Below are 18,076 nucleotides of genomic sequence, written 5' to 3'. Positions count from 1 at the left end.
GGGGCTTGTAGGGGAAGGGGTTACAGGTTCGAGCTGGCGATCCAGTCGGGGGCAATTGGACGATGTTCGGTGTCCGGGAAGTCCTTCGAGGCAGGCCAATCACGCAAATCGAGGCGATAGCGCTGCAACTCTTGATACTGCTCAGCAGTAAGCGTTGTAGGCCGATCTGCCTCCAGCTCGTCGCGATGGCGCGTGACCAGGCTATCACTGGCCGATAATTGACGGTCACGCCAGGCGCGCTCCTGCTGCTGCGCGTCCTCAGGCGTCACCTCGGGCGTGATCCATGCCGGCCGTCCGTGGTCATCGGCGCCACGACGCATACCGGGCGGCGGCGCCGCCTGACCGAATGCTTGCCAGTCTTCGGTCGTTACTTCGACGGCATCCTCCGGCCATGTGCCCGCAGCGTCATAGGCTGGGCGCTCGGACAAAAAGAGAAAACCGCAATCACGGGAGCTGTAATAAATAACCTCGGGCTTTGGGGGCTCCGGGGTCTCATAAACCACCTCAAGGGGGTTGGAGACGGGCGTTTCTGCTTGGTTATCCATGTTTAATTTCCGATAGCTAAGATCAGCGGTTTAACAAGCGATTGAGTGCCCGTGCCAAACCATTGCGGGAAAATTTTAACGCCCAGGCGGTCCCAAGTGACCATCTGAAACATCTGGTCAGACTGGGTGTTGTCAGTGGTAGAACGCGTAAAGACACCGGCAAAAAGGCATTGATTAGGGAATGGCACAGGGTGACTGATTGCCGGATAGGCGACAGTTTCAGCACCGCTGATTGGCCCCTCGTACCACTGAAGGTAAAGCGGAGTACCGTCCTTGGTTGGAATCAGCACACGACCATTCGGCTGCAAAGCGACGGTGGCCAATACGTCTGCGATATTGCCCTCGTGAAACAGCTTCTTGTCGCCCCATACCAGATCGCCGACAGAGGACATCTTCAGGTAACGCGCAAACTTGGCCGACCAATTGAAAAGCAGACCTGGTGCGTACTTCATATCAGTTTGCGTGTTGCCAACTTCTTGAGCTTCCCGGATCTCAGCGGCACCGCCCGCACCATCCCCACCATTGTCGGCGCCGGCGGGTATTGGACTTGACAGAATCGGGCGTTGACGACTGACTGAGCCGGTCCGCAAGGACGTCGACACGTCTGCCTTCGACGCAAGTGCCGCTGTCACAGTGGTGGCATAGGTATTGACCGCAGACCACACAAAGGCAGTGCTAGCCAACTGCGTCGTATTGGTGCCAGCCGCAGCAGTCGGGGCTGTTGGCGTACCCGACAAAGCAGGGCTGGCCAAGTCTGCTTTTAGTGCAAGGGATGCCGTGACAGTCGTTGCGTAGGCGTTAATCGCTGAGTACGTAAACGCAGTGGTAGCCAACTGAGTGGTACTGGTGCCAACGGTTGCTGTCGGCGCAGTTGGGGTGCCAGTGAAGGACGGGCTTGCCAAGTTGGCTTTGAGTGACGGGTTGAAGTTTCCAGCGTGGTACACAACTTTGCTGCCCCACAGCAACTCGCCTACGCTCGACATCGCTAAGTCGCGAGCCAGCAACCCTTGCCAGTGGAAAAGTATCCGGGGTGCGTATTCAAAATCTGTTTTAGAGCCCGCAACCTCTTGAGCCTCGCGAATCTGCAATGCCCCGCCGTTTCCAGTGCCGTCAATCCCACCCGGCAGCGGCGCCGCCAATGCCGGCAACTGCTGACTTACCACGTCGACGCGAAGCCCGTTAGTAATGCCATGCCCGGCCAGCGTGGTGGGGTTCGTGCCAGCAATAACGCGGCCGTACTTGTCGACGGTCAAAACCGAATAGGCACCTGCGCTGATACCGGTTTTGCCCGCGACCATTTCGAACGTCAGCGCGGTGGTCCCAAGAACAATCGGTGCGTCCGTGACCAACTGCCAGACACTATCTCCATTCGCCGTGCCCATTTCGACACTGACAAACAGCCCCGGCGTAATCTCGACGCTGGCGTCCGCGTCTTGGGTCCGCTTCCAGACACCGGCAGCTGAAACGGTATACAAGCCGTTATCTTTAGCAGCGGCCTGATTCTTTACCAGGACCCTTGCGTCCGCCGGTAACGGCACACCGTCGATTGGCTGTACGCCATTCAGTGCGATGTTTGCAGTGGTGGCCACCAACGCTGAATGCTTGAAGTCTAGCTTCGCCAATGCCTCGACGACCGTGGTGTCGACATACTCACGAGTCGCCAGCACAACGCTGGGATCAATCCTCAACTCAATATTGGCCGTGCTGCTCACGATCAAGTTGATCCGAATCACCTGTGTCCGCCCCGACCCCTGGGTGAGCAGCGGTTTGAAGGTTGGTGCGCAATTGGCAACGGCAACCATGTCTCCATCCGCGTCGTACAGAGCAAGTTCACGCACCCACCAACCGCCGACGCTCTCTGGGATGATCTGCTCGGCGATAATTACGCTGGCGTTGCCCGGGTCCACTTTGACCTGGTTGAGCGGTGCACGGCGGCGCTCGTTGATCAGTTTTGTTTGTGTACGGCTGGGAATCGGGTCCGTGCCGTTGGCATCACCCACGGCCATCTGGGCGAAGGTCCAGGCCGTACCAAGGGCCGCAGCGTTAGCCTGTTTGGCTTCGCCGACGGCGGTGAGAATCGCGAAGAACTGGCTGTTTTGGTCGGTCATGAGTAGATGTCCATCGTGTCGATATGATGTTCGCGGCCACCGATGCGAAACGCGCCGCTGACGTCGATGTCGCGTTGCGTCGGTGGGTAAACGCTGAGTTCGTCGCCTTCGTACACGCAGGCCCCGATGAACACGGTGCCGGTGCTTTCCAGGCTGATCGCCAGGCCTGTCAGGTGGCGAGTGAGGGGCTTGGCGTCATCAATCAGCCAAGTCAGCTCCTGGTACATTTCTTCGGTGATGCCGGTGTCCAGCACGCCGATCTTCAAGGCAAAGGTGGCAGGCACGCCTTCCGGCACGGTCTCCCACCACTCCATCACCTCGATCAGGTAGCCCAACGGCTCGACGACGCGGCGCAATGCGCCGATGGTGCCTTTGTGTGCGTGGATGTAGCGGGATGAACGAATGGCCGCGCGCTTGGTGGCCTCGGTCCAGTTGCTGTCCCAGCGGTCGACGGAGAAGGCCCAGGCCAGGTAGGGCAGCACAGACACCGGGCAGGTATCCGGGTTGCACAACTGCCGCAGTGGGATCGGTACGCGCTGAATCTGTGCGAGCGCCTGCGCCGCCTGACGCTCAAGCGGCGTGGAGTTTCCCGGAAGCAGCTGCTGAGCGGCCATTACTCGGCACCCCTGGTGACGGTCACGCTGGTGCAGTAGGGCGCTTGGGCCTTGGTGGCAACGATGTCGACCCAGTTTTCCAGTACGACCTTGCGTACACCCTCGACAAACAGCGCGGCGTGCAGGGCGGATTCCGACACTTCCATTGCCAGGCGCCGACGTTGGCTGACGTATGCCAGCAAGCGTTGCTCAGCAGCGGCGATAATCGGTTCCGACTCGGGGCCGCTGGTGAGCAGATACAGCTTGGCTTTGACCTGGTAGCGGAGGATTTGCGCGCCCTGGACTGTCAGGCGGTCGCCCACCGGACGGCGGTCATCGTCGCTTAGGTAGGTTTTGACCGCTGCGATCAGATCGGCCGGTGCCGTGCCATCGCCGAGCAGCGATTGCACGGTGACAACCGCCACAGCCGGCGATGGGCTTTCAGCAGTGGCATCGGCAACCCGACCATCTGCGCCTCGGGCGTGGAAGATGTAGCTGTTACGCGGCCCGGCTGTACTAAGCCCTTCCCAGGACATTTGCGCCCGTTCGCGTAAGCTTTCGTCGCTCTCCATTAGCCGCGCTACAGGCGGGACTGCCATTGGTTTGGCTTCCTGAACCACCAGGCGCTGGACATTGAAGTTGCCCGCCAGTTGATCCAGATCGGGGCCCTTAGCGAGGGCCAGCAGGTTCGCCATGGATGCCTCATTCACCCGCTGACGCCAGATGGTTTCGCGGTAGGCGTTCTCCTGCAGCAGCTTTGCCATGGGCTCCGACTCCATGTCGAGGCGGGCGGCAATCTCGGCCTGCTCCTCGATCGGCCACAGGCTGATCATGTAGGCCTTACGCTCGGCCAGGATCAATTCGAAGTCGATCTGCTCGACGATTTGCGGCGCCGGGAGCTGGCTGAGGTCAATCGCAGCAAAGGAATTCATACGCTCGCTCCCAGTCGTAGCGGCACGCTCATGCTCAGTTGCTCATTGGTGTCGACGATGGTGCCTTCCAGCTCCAGCACCGACTGACCTTGAAGGTTCGCGCCGAGGAACTGCACGCGGCTGAGGCTGATACGGGTCTCCCAACGCATCAACGCCATGACCGTGGCCGCGTACACGCGCAGGCGCGTGGCGTCGTTGAAGGGGTGGTCTACCAGCTCGGGCAGCAGGCTGCCGTATTCGCGGCGCATCACTCGGGTGCCGATGCGGGTGGTGAGGATGTCTGTTATGCACTGGCTGATATGGTCCAGAGTGCCGATGGCTGCGCCGGTTTCTCGGTTCATTCTGGTTTTCCCGTCTTCGCGTTGCCCACCAGCACGCCGCCGTGCAGGTGCTTGACCAGGCTGATGTTGGCCGCGATCACGTCAGCGGAGACGGTCACGGTGCCGGTGACGTTCTGGTTGCCGGTTTGGGTGTAGTCGCCTTGGTGCGTGATATCGCCGACGAGATTGATGCCGCCCGTGCTGACCAGGTTGGTGGTACCGCCGTCGGCCAGGGCCGCGTTGAGGTGATGGGCGACGCTGTCGTACTCGATCACTGTGCCGTCGGCGTAGGTGCGACGGTGCAGGCCGGCGCGGTTGCCGTTGGCGGGGATGTGATCGCTGGGCAAGCCAGTGATGACAACGCCGTTGGCGAGCTGGCCGGATGGGCTGAACAGGATCACCTGTTCGTCGACGGTGGGCGGGTCCCAGTCACGGTCGGACCCCGCGCGCAGGGCCAGCCATGGCAGCCAGGCGGTGGTCAGTGCTCCGGTTTTAACCTGCACGCGCGGGGGCTCCATCTGCACAGCGGCGATGACGCCGAAGCGGATGAGGTTTTCTAGCATGCGGGAGAGGGCGGCGAAGTCGTTCATGGCGCCGATGGTGGCGCCACGCGCGTGGGAGTGCAGCTTAAACGGGTTGTAAAGTTCCGCAGTACAAGTTAGCTAAGCCGCCGGTTTTGGTTGTTTTTTGGTACGGGGGGGGCGAGCAGGGATATCTCCTGTCAAATCAAGAGCCGCTTTTCCTGTAACCACGACTCGATAGATATATTGCTCAAGTGTCGCAATTAGTATTTCGAATGCTTTGCGGTCAGGTGCCCAACCGCGATGTGCGGCAGCATTCCCCGCATTGGTAACAACGGCAAGCGTGTTAGCTTCTGTCTCCCCGATGTAACCTTCTTTAGTTAGCTCTATGACTTTATCTTCGAATGAAAGATTGGGGTCTATTTTTAGGATTTCCGTAGTTCGATCAAAGGCAGTCCTCAAACCAACTGATGCGAGTATGAAGGATCCGGCTTCATAGGCTTGATAGACTTCATACAAGATAGCGTGAAGTGGTGGGTCGGTTTTAGCTATGTCCCATATCCAATCAGGCTTTTGGCTTTTTTTCTCTGGGACCGGGTAAGTTTCAATTGTTCGCGGATGGGAAATTATGGTTTCACCAGTTACGGGGTGATAGTCATTGTCCCACTCTTCAGAGTTCCAACTGCTCTGGTGATAAAAAACTGTTTCGCAGCCGGCGCATTGGAGTAGCTTGTGATCTATCTGGCCATCCATATAGTTTCTTCCGTCCTCCACACTCCACGGTTGATCGAATTGACCATGAATAATGCATTTTCTTTCCCCGTCGCATCTCGGGCAGTGTGCACGGAAGGTTTCTGTCATTTTTTGAACAACTCCATTCTGTTCGGGTTCAGCTTCGCTCAGTTGCGGGCTAATCTTTCGATGAGTTTTTACACCGACCGAGCAATGGAGTCTATGCAGTTAAGTGAGTGAGCAAGCTGTCTCGGATCAGATCGATGTCCGATTGTGTAAAACCCAGTACCTCACGTTGGTCATAGCGCACGTCCGGTGCTCCGCGCTCGGCACGATCTTTCAAACCATACTGGTGAACCCTGGCAATCCGGGCGATACGCCCGGTGAACCCAACCGTAACGGCATTGCTATCACCACGGACCTTCAGGTATGACGCTGTCCGTAGCTTCTTGAACATCGCCAGCTTCCGACGAATACGTCCCTGTTTTCCGCGCAGGTCTCGCTTTTTACGCGGGGCAAATTTGCTCCCGTCCGGGTTTTTCTGGGCCATTACTCGTTTCTGCTGACTTCGACGCAGCTCCTGTCCAATGCTGCGGGCAAGTTGACTGCGCGCACCAGGCTCCAGCCGCTTCAACAGCACTGCCGCCCAGGTCTCCAGCGCCTCCAGGTTACTTGCCATCAGGCACTATCCATTCACTGGTGTTGCCCTGGGCTCCGGGCTTCCAGTTCGGATCGAGGTAACCCGCCACTCGCTGCGGTTCGTTCGGGTGCTTGACGGTGGTGTTGCCCTGGTCGTCCTTGCCGACCACCACCCGCTCTGTCAGCGACAGGGTCAGGCTTAGGTCCACCTTGTTCTTGTCCAGAATGTCGGCTTCGAACTGGATGCCGTCTTTGACTTTGTCGAGGTTCTCCAGCAACTCGGATTGGTTGACGCTGAGCCAGCCCAGGATCGGCAGGATCACGCTGTCGGGGTGGCCGGCGAACTCGGTGAGGATGATCTGCAGGTCAAAGCTGTATTCAAACGACAGGGAGTGGGCAGCGGTGCAACGGACCTTGCCATTGTCGATGAAGATCAACAGACGGTCGGGGTTGTGCTTGAACTCGGCGACGGTGGCCAGGAGGTGAGCGCGCAGGCTTTCGGGCTTGTTCATGGGGTGGCCTGCTGGTGTTTGTAGACCATGTCGACCTGTGCAGCGCAATCGGCCCAAGCGGCTTCGGCGCGGTCCTGGTCGGTGAGTTGGTCGCCGTTACTGAGTGGACGGGTCGCCGGCAGGACGCACGGCACCACGGCCGGACAGCCAGTCACGATAAGCGGCGGCGCCGGTGAGGGCGGGGCGCTCGCGCAGCCGGCGAGCAGCGTCAGGCAAAGGCTGATCAGCCCAATTGCGGAGTTCGTCGTTTTCACGTTTCAGTACCTCAATGGTTCGCTCGCGATTTGCCAGGCCCTGACGCAGTTGGTCCTGCTGGCCGCGCAGGATGCTCTGTGCATCGCGTTCCTGTTTCAGGGTGGTGGTGAGAGTTTTGGCGGCGAAAAGGTTGCGATCAGCGTCTTCGCGGGCGGTTTTGGCTGCGTGCTGTGCCAGCTCGGTCTGGCCTTCGGCGATGTTTATGCGCGCTTCCTGGCCCCAGATCAGCAGCGCCAGGGCGCCGAGAAGGGCGATGCCATACAGAGCCTGGCGCAGGGTGCTCACGCTCGGTGCCAGCCGAGCTTGTTCATGGCGGCGGTGTCGAGCTGTTTGATGGGGCCGCGCACGATCACGGCCCTCGCGCCGTTCATTATCTGAATGGATTCGGCCAGCAGCTGCATGTCGTCCTCCTCGGACGACTCCGGCACCACCAGCACGTCACCGTCCTGCACCCGTAGTTTTTCCACTGCGTCGAAGTCGATCATGCCGCCACCCCTTGTCCGCATTCGCAGCCGGCGTGACGCTCGTAGGCGCGCTGGAGCTTGGTGTCGTAGAGATTGCGTAGGTAGTCCGGCCCGTTGTAGAGCTTGGCGAACTCGGCCCATTTGCGGGCTTTGAGGGTCTTGTGTAGCACCGGGTCGGTCTCGATGAAGCGGGTGAATGCGTCGAACTGCTGTGATTCGCTGGCACTCATTGCCCCCACAAAGTCCTGCACGCTGGCATAGCCGAGGCGCTTCCAGTGGAAGCCCATGATCTGGAAGGCGCCCCAGGAAGCCGACTCCAGGGCGGCGGTGTCATCAATCAGGCGGGCCATGGCCAGGCGTTGGTGCTCGGCGGTACCGCCGATGTATCCGCCAGGTTTTGGGTTGACCAGGGCGGGGTTGGCGGTGGCGAGCTGGTCGGCGTGGCGCTTGAGTTCGGCCGGGTCATCGCCCGCGTTTCGAACTATGGCGATCTGACGGTGCATGATGTGCCGTTCGAACAGGATCACCGGCTTGCCGTTGTCCAGAAAGCCCTTTCCCTTGGATTCCACCTCATTGACTGCGTAGATGCTCGCCAGCGGCACTCCGAGGCGTTCGGCAGCGGTCACCAGGTCATTGTTGCGCAGCAACTGGGCGCAGTCGCCGCCGGCAAGGCTGGTTTGCGTCTTGTTGCCGGCTACACCATCGGCGACCAGACCGACCTTGATCTGGTAAGCGCGAACGGCAGCCTCGGTAGCATCGCCGTAGTCACCATCCGGCACCAGGCTGGCGCCGTGCTTGTTGAGATTCTTTTGCAGCATCAGCACCGCTTGCGAGCGGTCGTCGTGGCGGAGGGTGGTCATAGTTGCTCTACCTTGCGGTTGAAAAACCTCTTGGCCGCAGCGCGGGTGCCTTCAACGCCGAGCAAGCCGATTACCCCACCGAAAAACGGCGCAGTAGATGTCGGAATGCCGATCAGCGCCAAGCCATGGCTGGCTGCCAATGCCAAGGTTCCGCACAACGGAGCCTCGACCACCATGCGGCGCAGCGTGCCGCCGCCGTACATGATCCGCAGGGCGGCGATGATCAAGGCGAGGACTCCGGCATAAAGAGTCGGCCAGTTCTGTTCGAGCCAGGCGGCGAGCCAGGCCCAGGTGTCGGGACGGTCAGGCATGCGCTTCATTCCGTTGTCCAGGGTTGGTGGGTTCAAGGGCTTGGTGCTGCGGTGTCAGTCCCATAGGTTCACCATCTGCCGCTGCGGGGCACTGGCTTGGGCTTCGGGCATGTTGACGGCAAGGCCTTGCGGCAAAATGGGGCCGTGATCGGCCAGGCCGGGGTTGGCTTCAAGCACGGCCTCGGTCACGCCTGCGGTGCGGCCGTAGTGCCGCCAGCAGAGGGCGTCGACCGTGTCGTTTTGATTGGTGCGGACGGCGACGGGCATCAGATCAGATCCACTGTGGTGCGGGACCGCCCGAGGAAGTCGCGCACGGCCCAGCGCAGGTCGCGGCGGTAATCGTCGATGTTCGGGGTGAGTGCTTCAGCTTTGTCGCTGCCGGTGTTGGTAGCGCTGTAGTCGCGGAAGCGTTCGCAGACTTCGGCACCGGTACCGGACTCAATCGCACGGCGGTAGAGGTGGACCTTTACCGACACGTCCTTGATGCGATCCCCCGGCACATCAGCCAGGGTGGAGTAGCCGGCGGCTTGTTGGGCGGTTCGCCACTCGCTCAATTCGTTGTTGAGGTTGATCGCGGCTGCAATCACTGCGGTTTCCAAGCGGGCTGGGGTGACGCTGGCGTCGATGCGCAAGGTGGCGCGCAGGCCGTCCAGGTCAATCGACGGCCAGAACAGGTCGGTATTGATATGACCGCTGTCGACGGTTCCGCTGGCTACAAATGCGCTCATGACTGCACTCGAAAATAGGTCGCCGGTGGTCGGGGCTTCACGTTCAGGAGGAGCGGCCTGGCCGATCCGCCCCGAGCCGGCGGGGTGCGTGGGGACGCTCGGTTAACTGCCTGGGGCAGTGTGTTTCTTTAGGAGACGCTCGACGCGCTCCAGATCCTTTTTGCCGCCGCATTTGCTGTGCAAGTCGATGGCTTTGGCCAGGTGCTGCTTGGCCTCTGTCAGGGCTACCAGGTTGCCGGCAACTGCATCATCAGGAATGGCTGCCAGGGCCTTTCCAAGCGCCAGGTACAGCTTGGCGCGAGCCTGGTCCGGCATGTCCTGTTCAGCAGTGATGTGTTGGGCTTGCTCAAGAATCTCAAGCGGGAATCGATCGCCCGCCTTCTGTGCTTTGAGGGCGGCTTCGGCGATCTCTTCTGCGATCAAGGTGCCGGTGGTGCGTTCGAAGCGGTCCGGCATTTTCAGACCGTGCTTGATGACGTATTCAGCGATGACCAGCGCGCCGCCGTAGCCGCCAGCATCAATGCACCAAAGCATGATGGTAGTGAGCACTTCATCTTGGGCACCGTTGCCGGCGGCCAGCACACCTTGCACGTAGGGCCCGTACTCAGGAATCAGTAGCGCCTTGAGTTCGGCTTTGCCCTGGTTGGACTGCACCTGCTTGAGACGCGCACGGTGCTGGGCCAGTTGGGCCAACTGGTGCTCGTAGGCAGTAGCGCCTTCCATTGACGTGGCCGGCGCAGTTGCGGCGGACTCAATGGCTGCACGTTTGCGCAGCTGGTTGCGTTGGGCTGGTGTCTGGTGCATGGCGCGCCTCTTATGCCCCGGTAGGAGCTGGATAGTTGACGGCCGTGATGTTTTCAACCAGCGCTACCAAGCCGAAGTCTTCGATGACATAGGCCTCGTTCGAGGACTGGTAGTCGGCGACACGATCCAACTCGGGTTCGTCTTTCAGGTGACGGCGACGGGCACCGTTCTGGTAGTAGATCGACAGGTTGCTTAGGGTGGTGATCAGCACGGTGTTATCCGGGAAGAACGGAGCGTCCACCACTGGCAGGCCACCCAGGCGGGCGCGGCTGACGATTTCTTGAGCGGCGTTCTCTTCTTGGTTGGAATCCGCGCCCTTTTCCACAGCGGCAAGCAGCTTGCTGTGCATGAGGTTGCGCGAAACCATAACGCGCAGGTCCGGGCGGGTGCGGTGCCATGGGTCGAGCATCTGGATGGCATCGAATACCAGCCCGTCGAGGTTGGCGTAATCACCCTCGAACACGGTGTCGACGCCCGCGACCTTGATGACTTTGCGGGGGCCGATGGTGGCAGCGTCCAGCACGCGGTCATCGGCGCTTAGGCGGATCTTTTGCAACCAGCCGATGTTGACGTCTTGCAACAGAGGGTTGGCGGCACGGTTGGTGGTCGCAGCGGCGCTGGTGCCGTTGAAGCCGATCATGATGCGGTCCAGCGCCTGGCGCAGGATGATCGCGTTGCTCAGCTTGACTTGGAAGTCGGGAAACTTGGCCCAGGCATCCAGCAGGGCATAGGGGAACGCGCTGTCGAAGTTCGTCTGCTTGCAGACGTAGCTGTCCTTGCTCAGCGTGCTACGGCTCAACGGGCTGCGAGGGGTGCCACCGGAGGTATCTGTGCGGCTTGCAACCGGGCCATTGACACCCAGCAGCAGAGCTTCGCCTGACTGCTCGTCGACGCCAATGATGTTGATCTGTTTCAGGAAACCATCGGATTCCTGCACCGCAACTTCCAGTTTTTGCTGGATGCTGGGGTCGACGCTGAATTTTTCGTGGGCACTGGCTACGCCATTGAGCAGGGCGATCTGCACGGCCAGGGCGGCGAAGGCGAAGCGTGTTTCTTTACGCATGGGGGTGTTCTCCGGTGAATAGGCTTGTCGGTGTTGGGCCGTGGGTTCAGTAAGCAGTCAGTACGGTGCCTGCACCGCCAGTGCTGTGCGGGCGCTGTGGCTGGCTGAGGTCAGCGGTTTGGCCGAGCTTGGTTTTGAGCTCTTTCAGCTCGGTATCCAGGCTGGTGAACTGCTTTTTCAGATCTACCAAGGCCTTGCTTGAAGCGTCGGCTTGCTCAGCCTGTTGGGTGGCGAGGGTTACCAGGCTTTCCAGCGCTTCACCGATGTCGGAGAAAGTGTTGGCATCCTTGCCATCCTTGTCCTTGCTCAGTTTGATGAACTCACCGAGCTTGGCCTTGATTGCTGCAAAAGCACTCGGCTGGTCGGTGACTTCTTCGAATTCGAGTGAGGCTTCCTCGGCAGCGCTGAACAGGTTGTCTTTGTCCTGTTTGCGTCCGGCCAAGGTGCCATGTGTAGCGCTGAAGCTCAGGGCTTCGGTGCCCAAGCTGGCTGGAGTGTCAGTGATGGCGAGGCCGACCAGGTAGGCCTTGCCGCTATCGGCAAACTTCGGTTGGATCTCGACCGAGGTGTAGACCTTTTGACCGGCCTTATTCAAGGCCAGCAGCGCGTCATTGGGTTCGAGCTGGGCGAACAACGCCAGTTTCTTGATGCCGGCAATGTCGACTTCTTCAGCCTTAAGCGCCACTACGTCGCCGTAAGCGCCAAATTCGCCACCGGGCCAGTAACCCTTGATGTGTTCGCAGTTGATGCGAGCGCCATAGGTGTTCTGGCTGTACTGCGAGGCCATGTCGTCAATCCAGCTCCGCTCGATGATGCGGCCATCGGTGGTCGCGCCTTCTACGGCAATGCGGGTCCACTTGGAGCGGAATTTCTGTTTGGTGCTGCTGGCCATGGGGAGTCCTCAGTGCGGTGGCGGCGAACTGCCGTTGCGATGTGGGCATGGTCGGCAGCTGCGGCCTCGCGGGCAACGAGCCGCACTTGTAGAGCAAGGCTCTACAGGGAGCGGGGCGGGTGTACCACGCGCGCGGGAGGCAGCATCTGCGCCATGAATGCTCTCGCTGAAATTCCCGTCCGTGATAACCGTCGCCAGGCCAAATTTTTGTACTGGACGGGTTGGCGCATCACTGAAATTGCCGAATACCTGGACGAAAAAGAGAAGACCGTCCACAGCTGGAAGGCCCGTGACGAATGGGACCGGGCGGATAACGTCGAGCGTATTGGGGGGGCGCTGGAGGCGCGGTTGGTGCAGTTGATCCTGAAGGACGGCAAGACCAGTGGCGACTTCAAGGAAATTGACCTGCTCCACCGGCAGTTGGAGCGCCAGGCCCGTATTGAGCGGTTCCAGGGCGGCGGTACCGAGGCTGAGCTAAACCCGAAACTGAATGACCGCAACAGCGGGCCGAAGAAAAAGCCGAGCCGCAATGAGTTCAGCGAGGAGCATATCGATCTGCTCACTCAGGCGTTTATCGATGGGTGCTTCGGCTATCAACTGGATTGGTACAAGGCTGGTAATCAGCGCACCAGGGCCATCCTTAAAAGTCGGCAGATCGGGGCGACGTTCTACTTCGCCCGGGAGGCATTGATTGATGCCCTGACCACGGGGCGTAACCAGATTTTCCTGTCTGCTTCGAAGAATCAGGCACACATTTTCAAGTCGTACATTCAGTCCTTTGCCAGAGAGGTGGCCGGCGTTGAGCTGACCGGCGATCCCATCACGCTGGCGAACGGCGCCGAGCTGCACTTCCTGGGCACCAACGCACGAACCGCCCAGGGCTACCACGGCAACTTCTACTTCGACGAATTCTTCTGGACGTTCAAGTTTAAGGAGCTGAACAAGGTCGCCTCGGGTATGGCGATGCAGAAACAGTATCGCCGAACCTACTTCAGCACACCGTCGAGCATGGCCCATGAGGCCTACACGTTCTGGACGGGGGAGCGTTTCAACAAGGGCAAGCCTGCAGCTAACCGTATATCTCTGGATGTATCCCACGATGCCCTGCAACAGGGGCGGTTGTGCGAGGACAAGGTGTGGAGGCAGATCGTCACGATTCTGGACGCCGAGCAGCGCGGCTGTGACCGGTTTGACCTTGAGGAGCTGCGCCAAGAGTACGACGCCGAAGCCTTCCAGAACTTGCTGATGTGCCAGTTTGTGGATGACGGGGCGAGCATCTTCCCTCTGTCGATGTTGCAGTCATGCATGGTGGACAGTTGGGTCGATTGGGCAGAGGACTACAGGCCAATGGCGCCGCGCCCGCTGGCCGACCGCCAGGTGTGGTTGGGCTATGACCCAGCCGAAACGGGCGATAGCTCTGGCCTGGTGGTTGTGGCGCCGCCGATGGTGCCAGGCGGTAAGTTCCGGGTGCTTGAGCGGCACCAGTTCCGTGGCATGGACTTCGCGGCGCAGGCCGAGTCAATCCGAATGGTGACCCAGCGTTATTGGGTGACCTATATCGGCATCGATACAACAGGCATGGGATCAGGCGTGGCGCAGCTGGTGCGGCAGTTCTTCCCAGGACTGACAACGTTCAGCTATTCGCCAGAGGTGAAGTCGCGCCTGGTGATGAAGGCCTACGACGTGATCAGCAAGGGCCGAATGGAGTTTGACGCCGGCTGGACGGACTTCGCGCAATCACTGATGGCTATCCGCAAAACCATCACCGCCAGCGGCCGGCAGTTCACCTATACCGCCGGGCGTAGCGAATCCACCGGCCACGCCGACCTGGCCTGGGCGCTTTTCCATGCACTACACCACGAACCGCTCGAAGGGCAGACGGCTGCCAATACCGGGCGGATGGAGCTTTTTTGATGAGTACAAACAATGGGGTGGCGGTTGCCACTGAGCAGGCGGTGAGTGAGCACAAGTCGGTGGCGTTCACGTTCGGCGAGCCGGAGTCGGTGCTGTCGGCGCGGGAGATATTCGACTCGCTGGAGTGCTGGTTTAACGGGCGCTGGTATGAGCCGCCGTTGTCGCTGGATGGGTTGGCACGCTCGGTTAAGGCCAGTGTGCACCTTGACTCGGGGCTGCGCTTCAAGCGCAACCAGCTGACCCGCACGTTCATCCCGCACAAGCTGCTGAGCCGCGAGGCGTTTGACCAGTACGCCCAGGACTACTTGGCATTGGGCAATGGTTATGTTGAGGCGCGGCGGTCATTGCTGGGCTCGACGGTAGCGCTCAAGCCAGCGCTGGCGAAGTACATGCGGGTAGGGAAGGACGAGCGCTATTTCCAGGTGCAGGGCTGGAAGAGTGAGCACGAGTTTGACCAGGGCAGCGTGTTCCATTTGCGTGAGCTGGATCTGCACCAGGAAATTTACGGGTTGCCGGAGTGGCTGTGTGCACTGCAATCGGCACTGTTGAACCAGTCGGCGACGTTGTTCCGCCGCAAGTATTACGAGAACGGTAGCCATGCCGGTTTCATCCTGTACATGACGGACGCGGCACAAAACGAATCCGACATTGATGACCTGCGCACGGCGTTGAAAAACTCCAAGGGGCCGGGCAACTTCCGCAACCTGTTTGTGTACGCGCCGAATGGGAAGAAGGAGGGCATTCAACTGATACCGGTGAGCGAGGTGTCGGCAAAGGACGAATTCAACTCGATCAAGGATCAAACCCAGGGAGATGTGCTTGCTGCGTTGCGGGTCTATCCCCAACTGATGGGCATCGTGCCGAAGAACGCGGGGGGATTTGGCTCTCCGAAGGAAGCGGGGGAGGTCTGGGCCACCCTGGAGCTTGAGCCGATTCAGACACGCCTGGCCCTTCTCAATGATTGGGTCGGCGAGGAAGTCGTGCGCTTCAAACCCTTTGATCTTGGAGCGAGGGAGAAATAGTACCCCCGTGCAGTAAACGAGGCGGCGAGCTGGTGCGCTAACACCCGCTCGACGCTGAATCACTCGAACGTGCCGAGTGCTCCAGGGTTAAAGTTCAATGCCTGTGTGTTTTTCCAACTGTTTTTTAACGAGTCCTTTCGCAAGATTCCCCAGTAACTCCAGAGTAAACCCACCCGCTTTGAGGGCTCCCTCCTTGGTCGTGGCCCAAATCTTATCGTCTCGGACTGAGTCAGCAAAGTCATGGCCCTTCGAGGTAAGGCTACGGAATGTGAAACCTCTGCTGGTTGGGTTTCGCCCGGCGGTATCAATCCAACCATTTTCAGCAATTAGATTGAAGTGATAACTGATTTGGTGGGCAGTGTACCCATCAACTTGGAAGTCATTCTCAATGTCGTTGGATACCATGATAGCGCCAGGTTTTAGCTCCCACGACTCCAGCTTCAGGATGATGGCACGGATTAAGTCCATATCTCTTTGCATTGCATTCAACTCACGGCAGGTTTGATTACAGAGGGGCCAGTATAGGCAGGAAGACGTGCATCGGTGGGATTCGGCCACCTTACCAATTCCAACCCTTGTGCTGGTCATTTATTGTGGGTACAGTAATGTCATGCAGATTACTTATGACCCAGCCAAAGACGCTCGCAACGTTGAAGAACGTGGACTCCCATTTGCCCAAGTGCGGGACTTTGAATGGTCTACGGCCTTGATCGTGGAAGATGATCGCTTCGACTACGGCGAGTGCCGGTATCGGGCGATGGGGTACATAGAGGATCGGCTGCATGTCGTGGTGTTCACCCCTCGGGGCGATGCGGTTCACGTCATCAGTTTTCGTAAAGCCAACAAACGGGAGGTCAAAAGCTATGACCAAGAAACTCAATCCTGAGATGGTCGATACGGCAAACCCTGAATGGTCGGCCAAGGACTTTGCCAAGGCCAAGCCAGCCAGCGACGTGTTGGCGGGGCTGTTTGGCAAGGCTCAGGCAAAGGAAATGCTCAAACCAAAGCGTGGTCGGCCAAAGTCGACAGCCACTAAAGAACACGTCAATGTTCGCTTTGATCCTGAGGTGCTGGAGCAATTCAGAGCCTCTGGGCCTGGCTGGCAAACGCGAATGAACGCTGCCCTGGCTGACTGGCTCAAAACACACACACCAGATGAATTGAAGGCGTAGTCACCCGAGTTCATCACCGAAACAATGAGCCGCCCATGAGGCGGCTTTTTGCTGTCTGGAGATTGGCTCTCCCATGGCAAAAGTCCGCCCCGAAACGATGACATTTCGCCCGTCAGCGGCGTTAAAAAGCCCAGTTCAACATAGCATTTGAAGAGTGTCACGGCAAGCCTAAAGGACCGTTCGGTCCAGTGAATACGGGGCTTTAAGGTGTGTGAGGCTCTGTCGGAGCGGGCATCTGCTGGGGCGGTCGATTGGTCTTGGGGAGCTGGCGTTCCACATATTGAGATTGAGGGAGTTGACGTGCTACATGTCTGGGCCAGTGACGTGCTTCAGCACCTGGCGCGCGCCGTCGTCCCCCCACCTCGCCTGCGGGCTAAATGGGTCGTTTATTCTGCGCCCCTGCGGACCACTTCTAGCGGCTCAGGCTGGGCGCTTGCTTGGCGTTATGGGGAGGTTGAAAGCCTGCGGAACCCTGCACCGAGGGGTGTTTCTTCAAAAGGTCTGGGGCGTCGCCGTGCAGGTAGAGGGGGGGTATTTCAAAAAGAGTAATTTCAGTAACCACGTCTGAGTAACGGGCTGGAGGCCGCGTATTCCGTGGGGGGCGGTATTACAAAAAGGAGTAACAAAGAAGTAATTGAAAAGGTAATTATTTTGCAACCTGTTGTTTTTAAAGGGTTTTTATAGATATAGGAATTACATTTATAAAGAGTAATCAGATTACTTCAATATTACTTAAAGATTACCTTTTGGCTGAATGTAAAACCCCTTTATTTTCAACGGCTTGAGCGTAAAAAATTGTCAAGATTACTTATGTTACTCTTTTTTTTGCCCCCTCTAGATTTCGAATTTCAGCCCCCTATACGTGTGATGCGCACGCGTACTGCTTGCAGTGTTTCGTAGATGGTTGTGACTGAGTGGGTGTTGGCAGGATTGGAGCGACAGGCACGCGCGTAGGGCGTCGTCTGCCCTTTCGGAATGCTGGATTTGAATGGTGGGTGGTACGAAAGTGGTACTTGATTTTATGAGGTGCGCTGTCAGGCTTGTATTACATGGCCTGTAGAGTTAGCTGTTCCAATCCATCATAGGGGCGACGGAGAAGCGGCGGGAGAGTGAAGCAGTTTGTAGGGGCATTGGGGGATCTGAATCAGAAAGGCGAAGGATAGCAGTTTATCAGGGATGAGGTGGTGGTGTTGGGAGAGGCCTATTGTTCTGGCCCGGTGCATTCTTGGTCCACTATTCCGTCAACGTCATCACCTGGAGCGAGGGCGGCGCTGCGCGGGCTCATGTATAGGGGCGAGCCTCTCAGTACGAGAGTGCTGAAAGGCCGCTAACTTGTAGCTGTATTGCAAATCAATTCTGGTTCGAAGCGTGCGGTTCGTAGACGGAGTGGCCCGATGCAAAAAAGATTGAGGGGGATGGTTGACCGCAGGATTTAATCCTGTATTATTCGCCTCCCGCTAACGAGAGATCGGAAGCGCAAGTGGTTGAAGTTACAGAGGAAACTTTGAAAGCTTCTTAAAATAACCGCTTGACAGCAACAGAGGCTGCTGTAGAATGCGCCGCTCGGTTGAGACGAAAGATCTTAACCAACCGCTCTTTAACAACTGAATCAAGCAATTCGTGTGGGTGCTTGTGGAGTCAGACTGATAGTCAACAAGATTATCAGCATCACAAGTTACTCCGCGAGAA

22 protein-coding genes and 2 pseudogenes are annotated in these 18,076 nt (G+C 58.6%); 4 read left to right on the top strand and 20 right to left on the bottom strand.

Translation table 11 applies throughout. The features are described from left to right. Positions 1-20 precede the first annotated feature (20 nt). From FQ182_RS06445 to FQ182_RS06360, 19 genes and pseudogenes are all read right to left on the bottom strand, one after another. The gene (locus FQ182_RS06445) at positions 21-545 is read right to left on the bottom strand and encodes a tail fiber assembly protein (RefSeq protein WP_149412938.1); all 525 of its coding nucleotides are present in this window, start codon (positions 543-545) and stop codon (positions 21-23) included. Positions 546-1,837: 1,292 nt separating this feature from the next. Continuing rightward, positions 1,838-2,653, bottom strand: a pseudogene (locus FQ182_RS30860) (phage tail protein); the annotation flags it as partial. Further along, on the bottom strand, positions 2,650-3,267 hold the full coding sequence (locus FQ182_RS06435; RefSeq protein WP_149412940.1) for a phage tail protein I: 618 nt from the start codon (positions 3,265-3,267) through the stop codon (positions 2,650-2,652). The pseudogene FQ182_RS30860 and the gene FQ182_RS06435, both read right to left, overlap by 4 nt. Beyond that, on the bottom strand, positions 3,267-4,178 hold the full coding sequence (locus FQ182_RS06430) for a baseplate J/gp47 family protein (RefSeq protein ID WP_149412941.1): 912 nt from the start codon (positions 4,176-4,178) through the stop codon (positions 3,267-3,269). Before FQ182_RS06430 ends, FQ182_RS06435 begins: the two co-directional genes overlap by 1 nt. Further along, positions 4,175-4,519: a GPW/gp25 family protein gene (locus FQ182_RS06425; protein ID WP_149412942.1), complete on the bottom strand. Its 345-nt coding sequence runs from the start codon at positions 4,517-4,519 to the stop codon at positions 4,175-4,177. The genes FQ182_RS06430 and FQ182_RS06425 overlap by 4 nt, the downstream gene beginning before the upstream one ends. Then, positions 4,516-5,088, bottom strand: a complete 573-nt coding sequence (locus FQ182_RS06420; RefSeq protein WP_149412943.1) for a phage baseplate assembly protein V — start codon at positions 5,086-5,088, stop codon at positions 4,516-4,518. Before FQ182_RS06420 ends, FQ182_RS06425 begins: the two co-directional genes overlap by 4 nt. A gap of 72 nt (positions 5,089-5,160) precedes the next feature. Next, positions 5,161-5,880, bottom strand: coding sequence for a DUF4145 domain-containing protein (locus FQ182_RS06415; RefSeq protein WP_149412944.1), 720 nt, complete (start codon positions 5,878-5,880; stop codon positions 5,161-5,163). Positions 5,881-5,971: 91 nt separating this feature from the next. After that, on the bottom strand, positions 5,972-6,430 hold the full coding sequence (locus FQ182_RS06410; protein WP_149412945.1) for a phage virion morphogenesis protein: 459 nt from the start codon (positions 6,428-6,430) through the stop codon (positions 5,972-5,974). Further along, the gene (locus tag FQ182_RS06405; protein ID WP_149412946.1) at positions 6,420-6,902 is read right to left on the bottom strand and encodes a phage tail protein; all 483 of its coding nucleotides are present in this window, start codon (positions 6,900-6,902) and stop codon (positions 6,420-6,422) included. Before FQ182_RS06405 ends, FQ182_RS06410 begins: the two co-directional genes overlap by 11 nt. Continuing rightward, positions 6,899-7,084, bottom strand: a pseudogene (lysC, locus tag FQ182_RS29980) (Rz1-like lysis system protein LysC); the annotation flags it as partial. The gene FQ182_RS06405 and the pseudogene lysC, both read right to left, overlap by 4 nt. Further along, on the bottom strand, positions 6,999-7,442 hold the full coding sequence (gene lysB / locus FQ182_RS30165) for an Rz-like lysis system protein LysB (RefSeq protein WP_149412947.1): 444 nt from the start codon (positions 7,440-7,442) through the stop codon (positions 6,999-7,001). The gene lysB and the pseudogene lysC, both read right to left, overlap by 86 nt. Then, the gene (locus tag FQ182_RS06395; protein ID WP_149412948.1) at positions 7,439-7,642 is read right to left on the bottom strand and encodes a hypothetical protein; all 204 of its coding nucleotides are present in this window, start codon (positions 7,640-7,642) and stop codon (positions 7,439-7,441) included. Before FQ182_RS06395 ends, lysB begins: the two co-directional genes overlap by 4 nt. Further along, the gene (locus tag FQ182_RS06390; RefSeq protein ID WP_149412949.1) at positions 7,639-8,481 is read right to left on the bottom strand and encodes an N-acetylmuramidase family protein; all 843 of its coding nucleotides are present in this window, start codon (positions 8,479-8,481) and stop codon (positions 7,639-7,641) included. Before FQ182_RS06390 ends, FQ182_RS06395 begins: the two co-directional genes overlap by 4 nt. Then, complete coding sequence (locus FQ182_RS06385; RefSeq protein ID WP_178114399.1) at positions 8,478-8,801, bottom strand: phage holin, lambda family; 324 nt, start codon at positions 8,799-8,801, stop codon at positions 8,478-8,480. Before FQ182_RS06385 ends, FQ182_RS06390 begins: the two co-directional genes overlap by 4 nt. 45 nt (positions 8,802-8,846) lie before the next feature. Further along, positions 8,847-9,059, bottom strand: coding sequence for a tail protein X (locus FQ182_RS06380; RefSeq protein ID WP_149412951.1), 213 nt, complete (start codon positions 9,057-9,059; stop codon positions 8,847-8,849). Continuing rightward, positions 9,059-9,520, bottom strand: a complete 462-nt coding sequence (locus FQ182_RS06375; protein ID WP_149412952.1) for a head completion/stabilization protein — start codon at positions 9,518-9,520, stop codon at positions 9,059-9,061. The genes FQ182_RS06380 and FQ182_RS06375 overlap by 1 nt, the downstream gene beginning before the upstream one ends. A 102-nt stretch (positions 9,521-9,622) precedes the next feature. After that, the gene (gpM, locus tag FQ182_RS06370; RefSeq protein WP_149412953.1) at positions 9,623-10,324 is read right to left on the bottom strand and encodes a phage terminase small subunit; all 702 of its coding nucleotides are present in this window, start codon (positions 10,322-10,324) and stop codon (positions 9,623-9,625) included. Positions 10,325-10,334: 10 nt separating this feature from the next. Then, a complete protein-coding gene (locus FQ182_RS06365) occupies positions 10,335-11,387 on the bottom strand; it encodes a phage major capsid protein, P2 family (RefSeq protein ID WP_149412954.1) in 1,053 nt (350 codons plus the stop codon). 46 nt (positions 11,388-11,433) lie between these two features. Next, on the bottom strand, positions 11,434-12,279 hold the full coding sequence (locus FQ182_RS06360) for a GPO family capsid scaffolding protein (protein WP_149412955.1): 846 nt from the start codon (positions 12,277-12,279) through the stop codon (positions 11,434-11,436). A 153-nt stretch (positions 12,280-12,432) separates the two neighbouring features. On the opposite strand from FQ182_RS06360, the gene FQ182_RS06355 reads away from it, so the two are divergent. Further along, positions 12,433-14,193, top strand: coding sequence for a terminase ATPase subunit family protein (locus FQ182_RS06355; protein WP_149412956.1), 1,761 nt, complete (start codon positions 12,433-12,435; stop codon positions 14,191-14,193). After that, positions 14,193-15,215 carry a phage portal protein gene (locus tag FQ182_RS06350; protein ID WP_149412957.1) on the top strand — a complete coding sequence of 341 codons (1,023 nt, stop codon included), beginning with the start codon at positions 14,193-14,195 and terminating at the stop codon, positions 15,213-15,215. Before FQ182_RS06355 ends, FQ182_RS06350 begins: the two co-directional genes overlap by 1 nt. Positions 15,216-15,302: 87 nt before the next feature. Here FQ182_RS06350 and FQ182_RS06345 read toward each other — a convergent pair whose 3' ends face one another. Then, on the bottom strand, positions 15,303-15,683 hold the full coding sequence (locus FQ182_RS06345; RefSeq protein ID WP_178114398.1) for a DUF2513 domain-containing protein: 381 nt from the start codon (positions 15,681-15,683) through the stop codon (positions 15,303-15,305). A 142-nt stretch (positions 15,684-15,825) separates the two neighbouring features. On the opposite strand from FQ182_RS06345, the gene FQ182_RS06340 reads away from it, so the two are divergent. Further along, the gene (locus FQ182_RS06340; RefSeq protein WP_149412959.1) at positions 15,826-16,101 is read left to right on the top strand and encodes a BrnT family toxin; all 276 of its coding nucleotides are present in this window, start codon (positions 15,826-15,828) and stop codon (positions 16,099-16,101) included. Further along, positions 16,079-16,387, top strand: a complete 309-nt coding sequence (locus FQ182_RS06335) for a BrnA antitoxin family protein (RefSeq protein WP_149412960.1) — start codon at positions 16,079-16,081, stop codon at positions 16,385-16,387. The genes FQ182_RS06340 and FQ182_RS06335 overlap by 23 nt, the downstream gene beginning before the upstream one ends. Positions 16,388-18,076 lie beyond the last annotated feature (1,689 nt).

It is taken from the genome of Pseudomonas sp. ANT_H4, assembly GCF_008369295.1.
In the GTDB taxonomy this organism is placed as follows: Bacteria; Pseudomonadota; Gammaproteobacteria; order Pseudomonadales; family Pseudomonadaceae; genus Aquipseudomonas.
The sequence above is the reverse complement of the archived record's forward strand: the minus strand, read 5'-3'. Positions and strand labels throughout refer to the sequence as shown.

Coding starts and splice junctions, on each gene's coding strand:
- gpM (WP_149412953.1), bottom strand. CDS start 10,324: ATGCACCAGACACCAGCCCAACGCAACCAGCTGCGCAAACGTGCAGCC.
- FQ182_RS06350 (WP_149412957.1), top strand. CDS start 14,193: ATGAGTACAAACAATGGGGTGGCGGTTGCCACTGAGCAGGCGGTGAGT.
- FQ182_RS06435 (WP_149412940.1), bottom strand. CDS start 3,267: ATGGCCGCTCAGCAGCTGCTTCCGGGAAACTCCACGCCGCTTGAGCGT.
- FQ182_RS06345 (WP_178114398.1), bottom strand. CDS start 15,683: ATGGACTTAATCCGTGCCATCATCCTGAAGCTGGAGTCGTGGGAGCTA.
- FQ182_RS06365 (WP_149412954.1), bottom strand. CDS start 11,387: ATGCGTAAAGAAACACGCTTCGCCTTCGCCGCCCTGGCCGTGCAGATC.
- FQ182_RS06385 (WP_178114399.1), bottom strand. CDS start 8,801: ATGAAGCGCATGCCTGACCGTCCCGACACCTGGGCCTGGCTCGCCGCC.
- FQ182_RS06425 (WP_149412942.1), bottom strand. CDS start 4,519: ATGAACCGAGAAACCGGCGCAGCCATCGGCACTCTGGACCATATCAGC.
- FQ182_RS06390 (WP_149412949.1), bottom strand. CDS start 8,481: ATGACCACCCTCCGCCACGACGACCGCTCGCAAGCGGTGCTGATGCTG.
- FQ182_RS06335 (WP_149412960.1), top strand. CDS start 16,079: ATGACCAAGAAACTCAATCCTGAGATGGTCGATACGGCAAACCCTGAA.
- FQ182_RS06395 (WP_149412948.1), bottom strand. CDS start 7,642: ATGATCGACTTCGACGCAGTGGAAAAACTACGGGTGCAGGACGGTGAC.
- FQ182_RS06430 (WP_149412941.1), bottom strand. CDS start 4,178: ATGAATTCCTTTGCTGCGATTGACCTCAGCCAGCTCCCGGCGCCGCAA.
- FQ182_RS06355 (WP_149412956.1), top strand. CDS start 12,433: ATGAATGCTCTCGCTGAAATTCCCGTCCGTGATAACCGTCGCCAGGCC.
- FQ182_RS06380 (WP_149412951.1), bottom strand. CDS start 9,059: ATGCCCGTCGCCGTCCGCACCAATCAAAACGACACGGTCGACGCCCTC.
- FQ182_RS06420 (WP_149412943.1), bottom strand. CDS start 5,088: ATGAACGACTTCGCCGCCCTCTCCCGCATGCTAGAAAACCTCATCCGC.
- FQ182_RS06410 (WP_149412945.1), bottom strand. CDS start 6,430: ATGGCAAGTAACCTGGAGGCGCTGGAGACCTGGGCGGCAGTGCTGTTG.
- FQ182_RS06340 (WP_149412959.1), top strand. CDS start 15,826: ATGCAGATTACTTATGACCCAGCCAAAGACGCTCGCAACGTTGAAGAA.
- FQ182_RS06405 (WP_149412946.1), bottom strand. CDS start 6,902: ATGAACAAGCCCGAAAGCCTGCGCGCTCACCTCCTGGCCACCGTCGCC.
- FQ182_RS06445 (WP_149412938.1), bottom strand. CDS start 545: ATGGATAACCAAGCAGAAACGCCCGTCTCCAACCCCCTTGAGGTGGTT.
- FQ182_RS06415 (WP_149412944.1), bottom strand. CDS start 5,880: ATGACAGAAACCTTCCGTGCACACTGCCCGAGATGCGACGGGGAAAGA.
- FQ182_RS06375 (WP_149412952.1), bottom strand. CDS start 9,520: ATGAGCGCATTTGTAGCCAGCGGAACCGTCGACAGCGGTCATATCAAT.
- FQ182_RS06360 (WP_149412955.1), bottom strand. CDS start 12,279: ATGGCCAGCAGCACCAAACAGAAATTCCGCTCCAAGTGGACCCGCATT.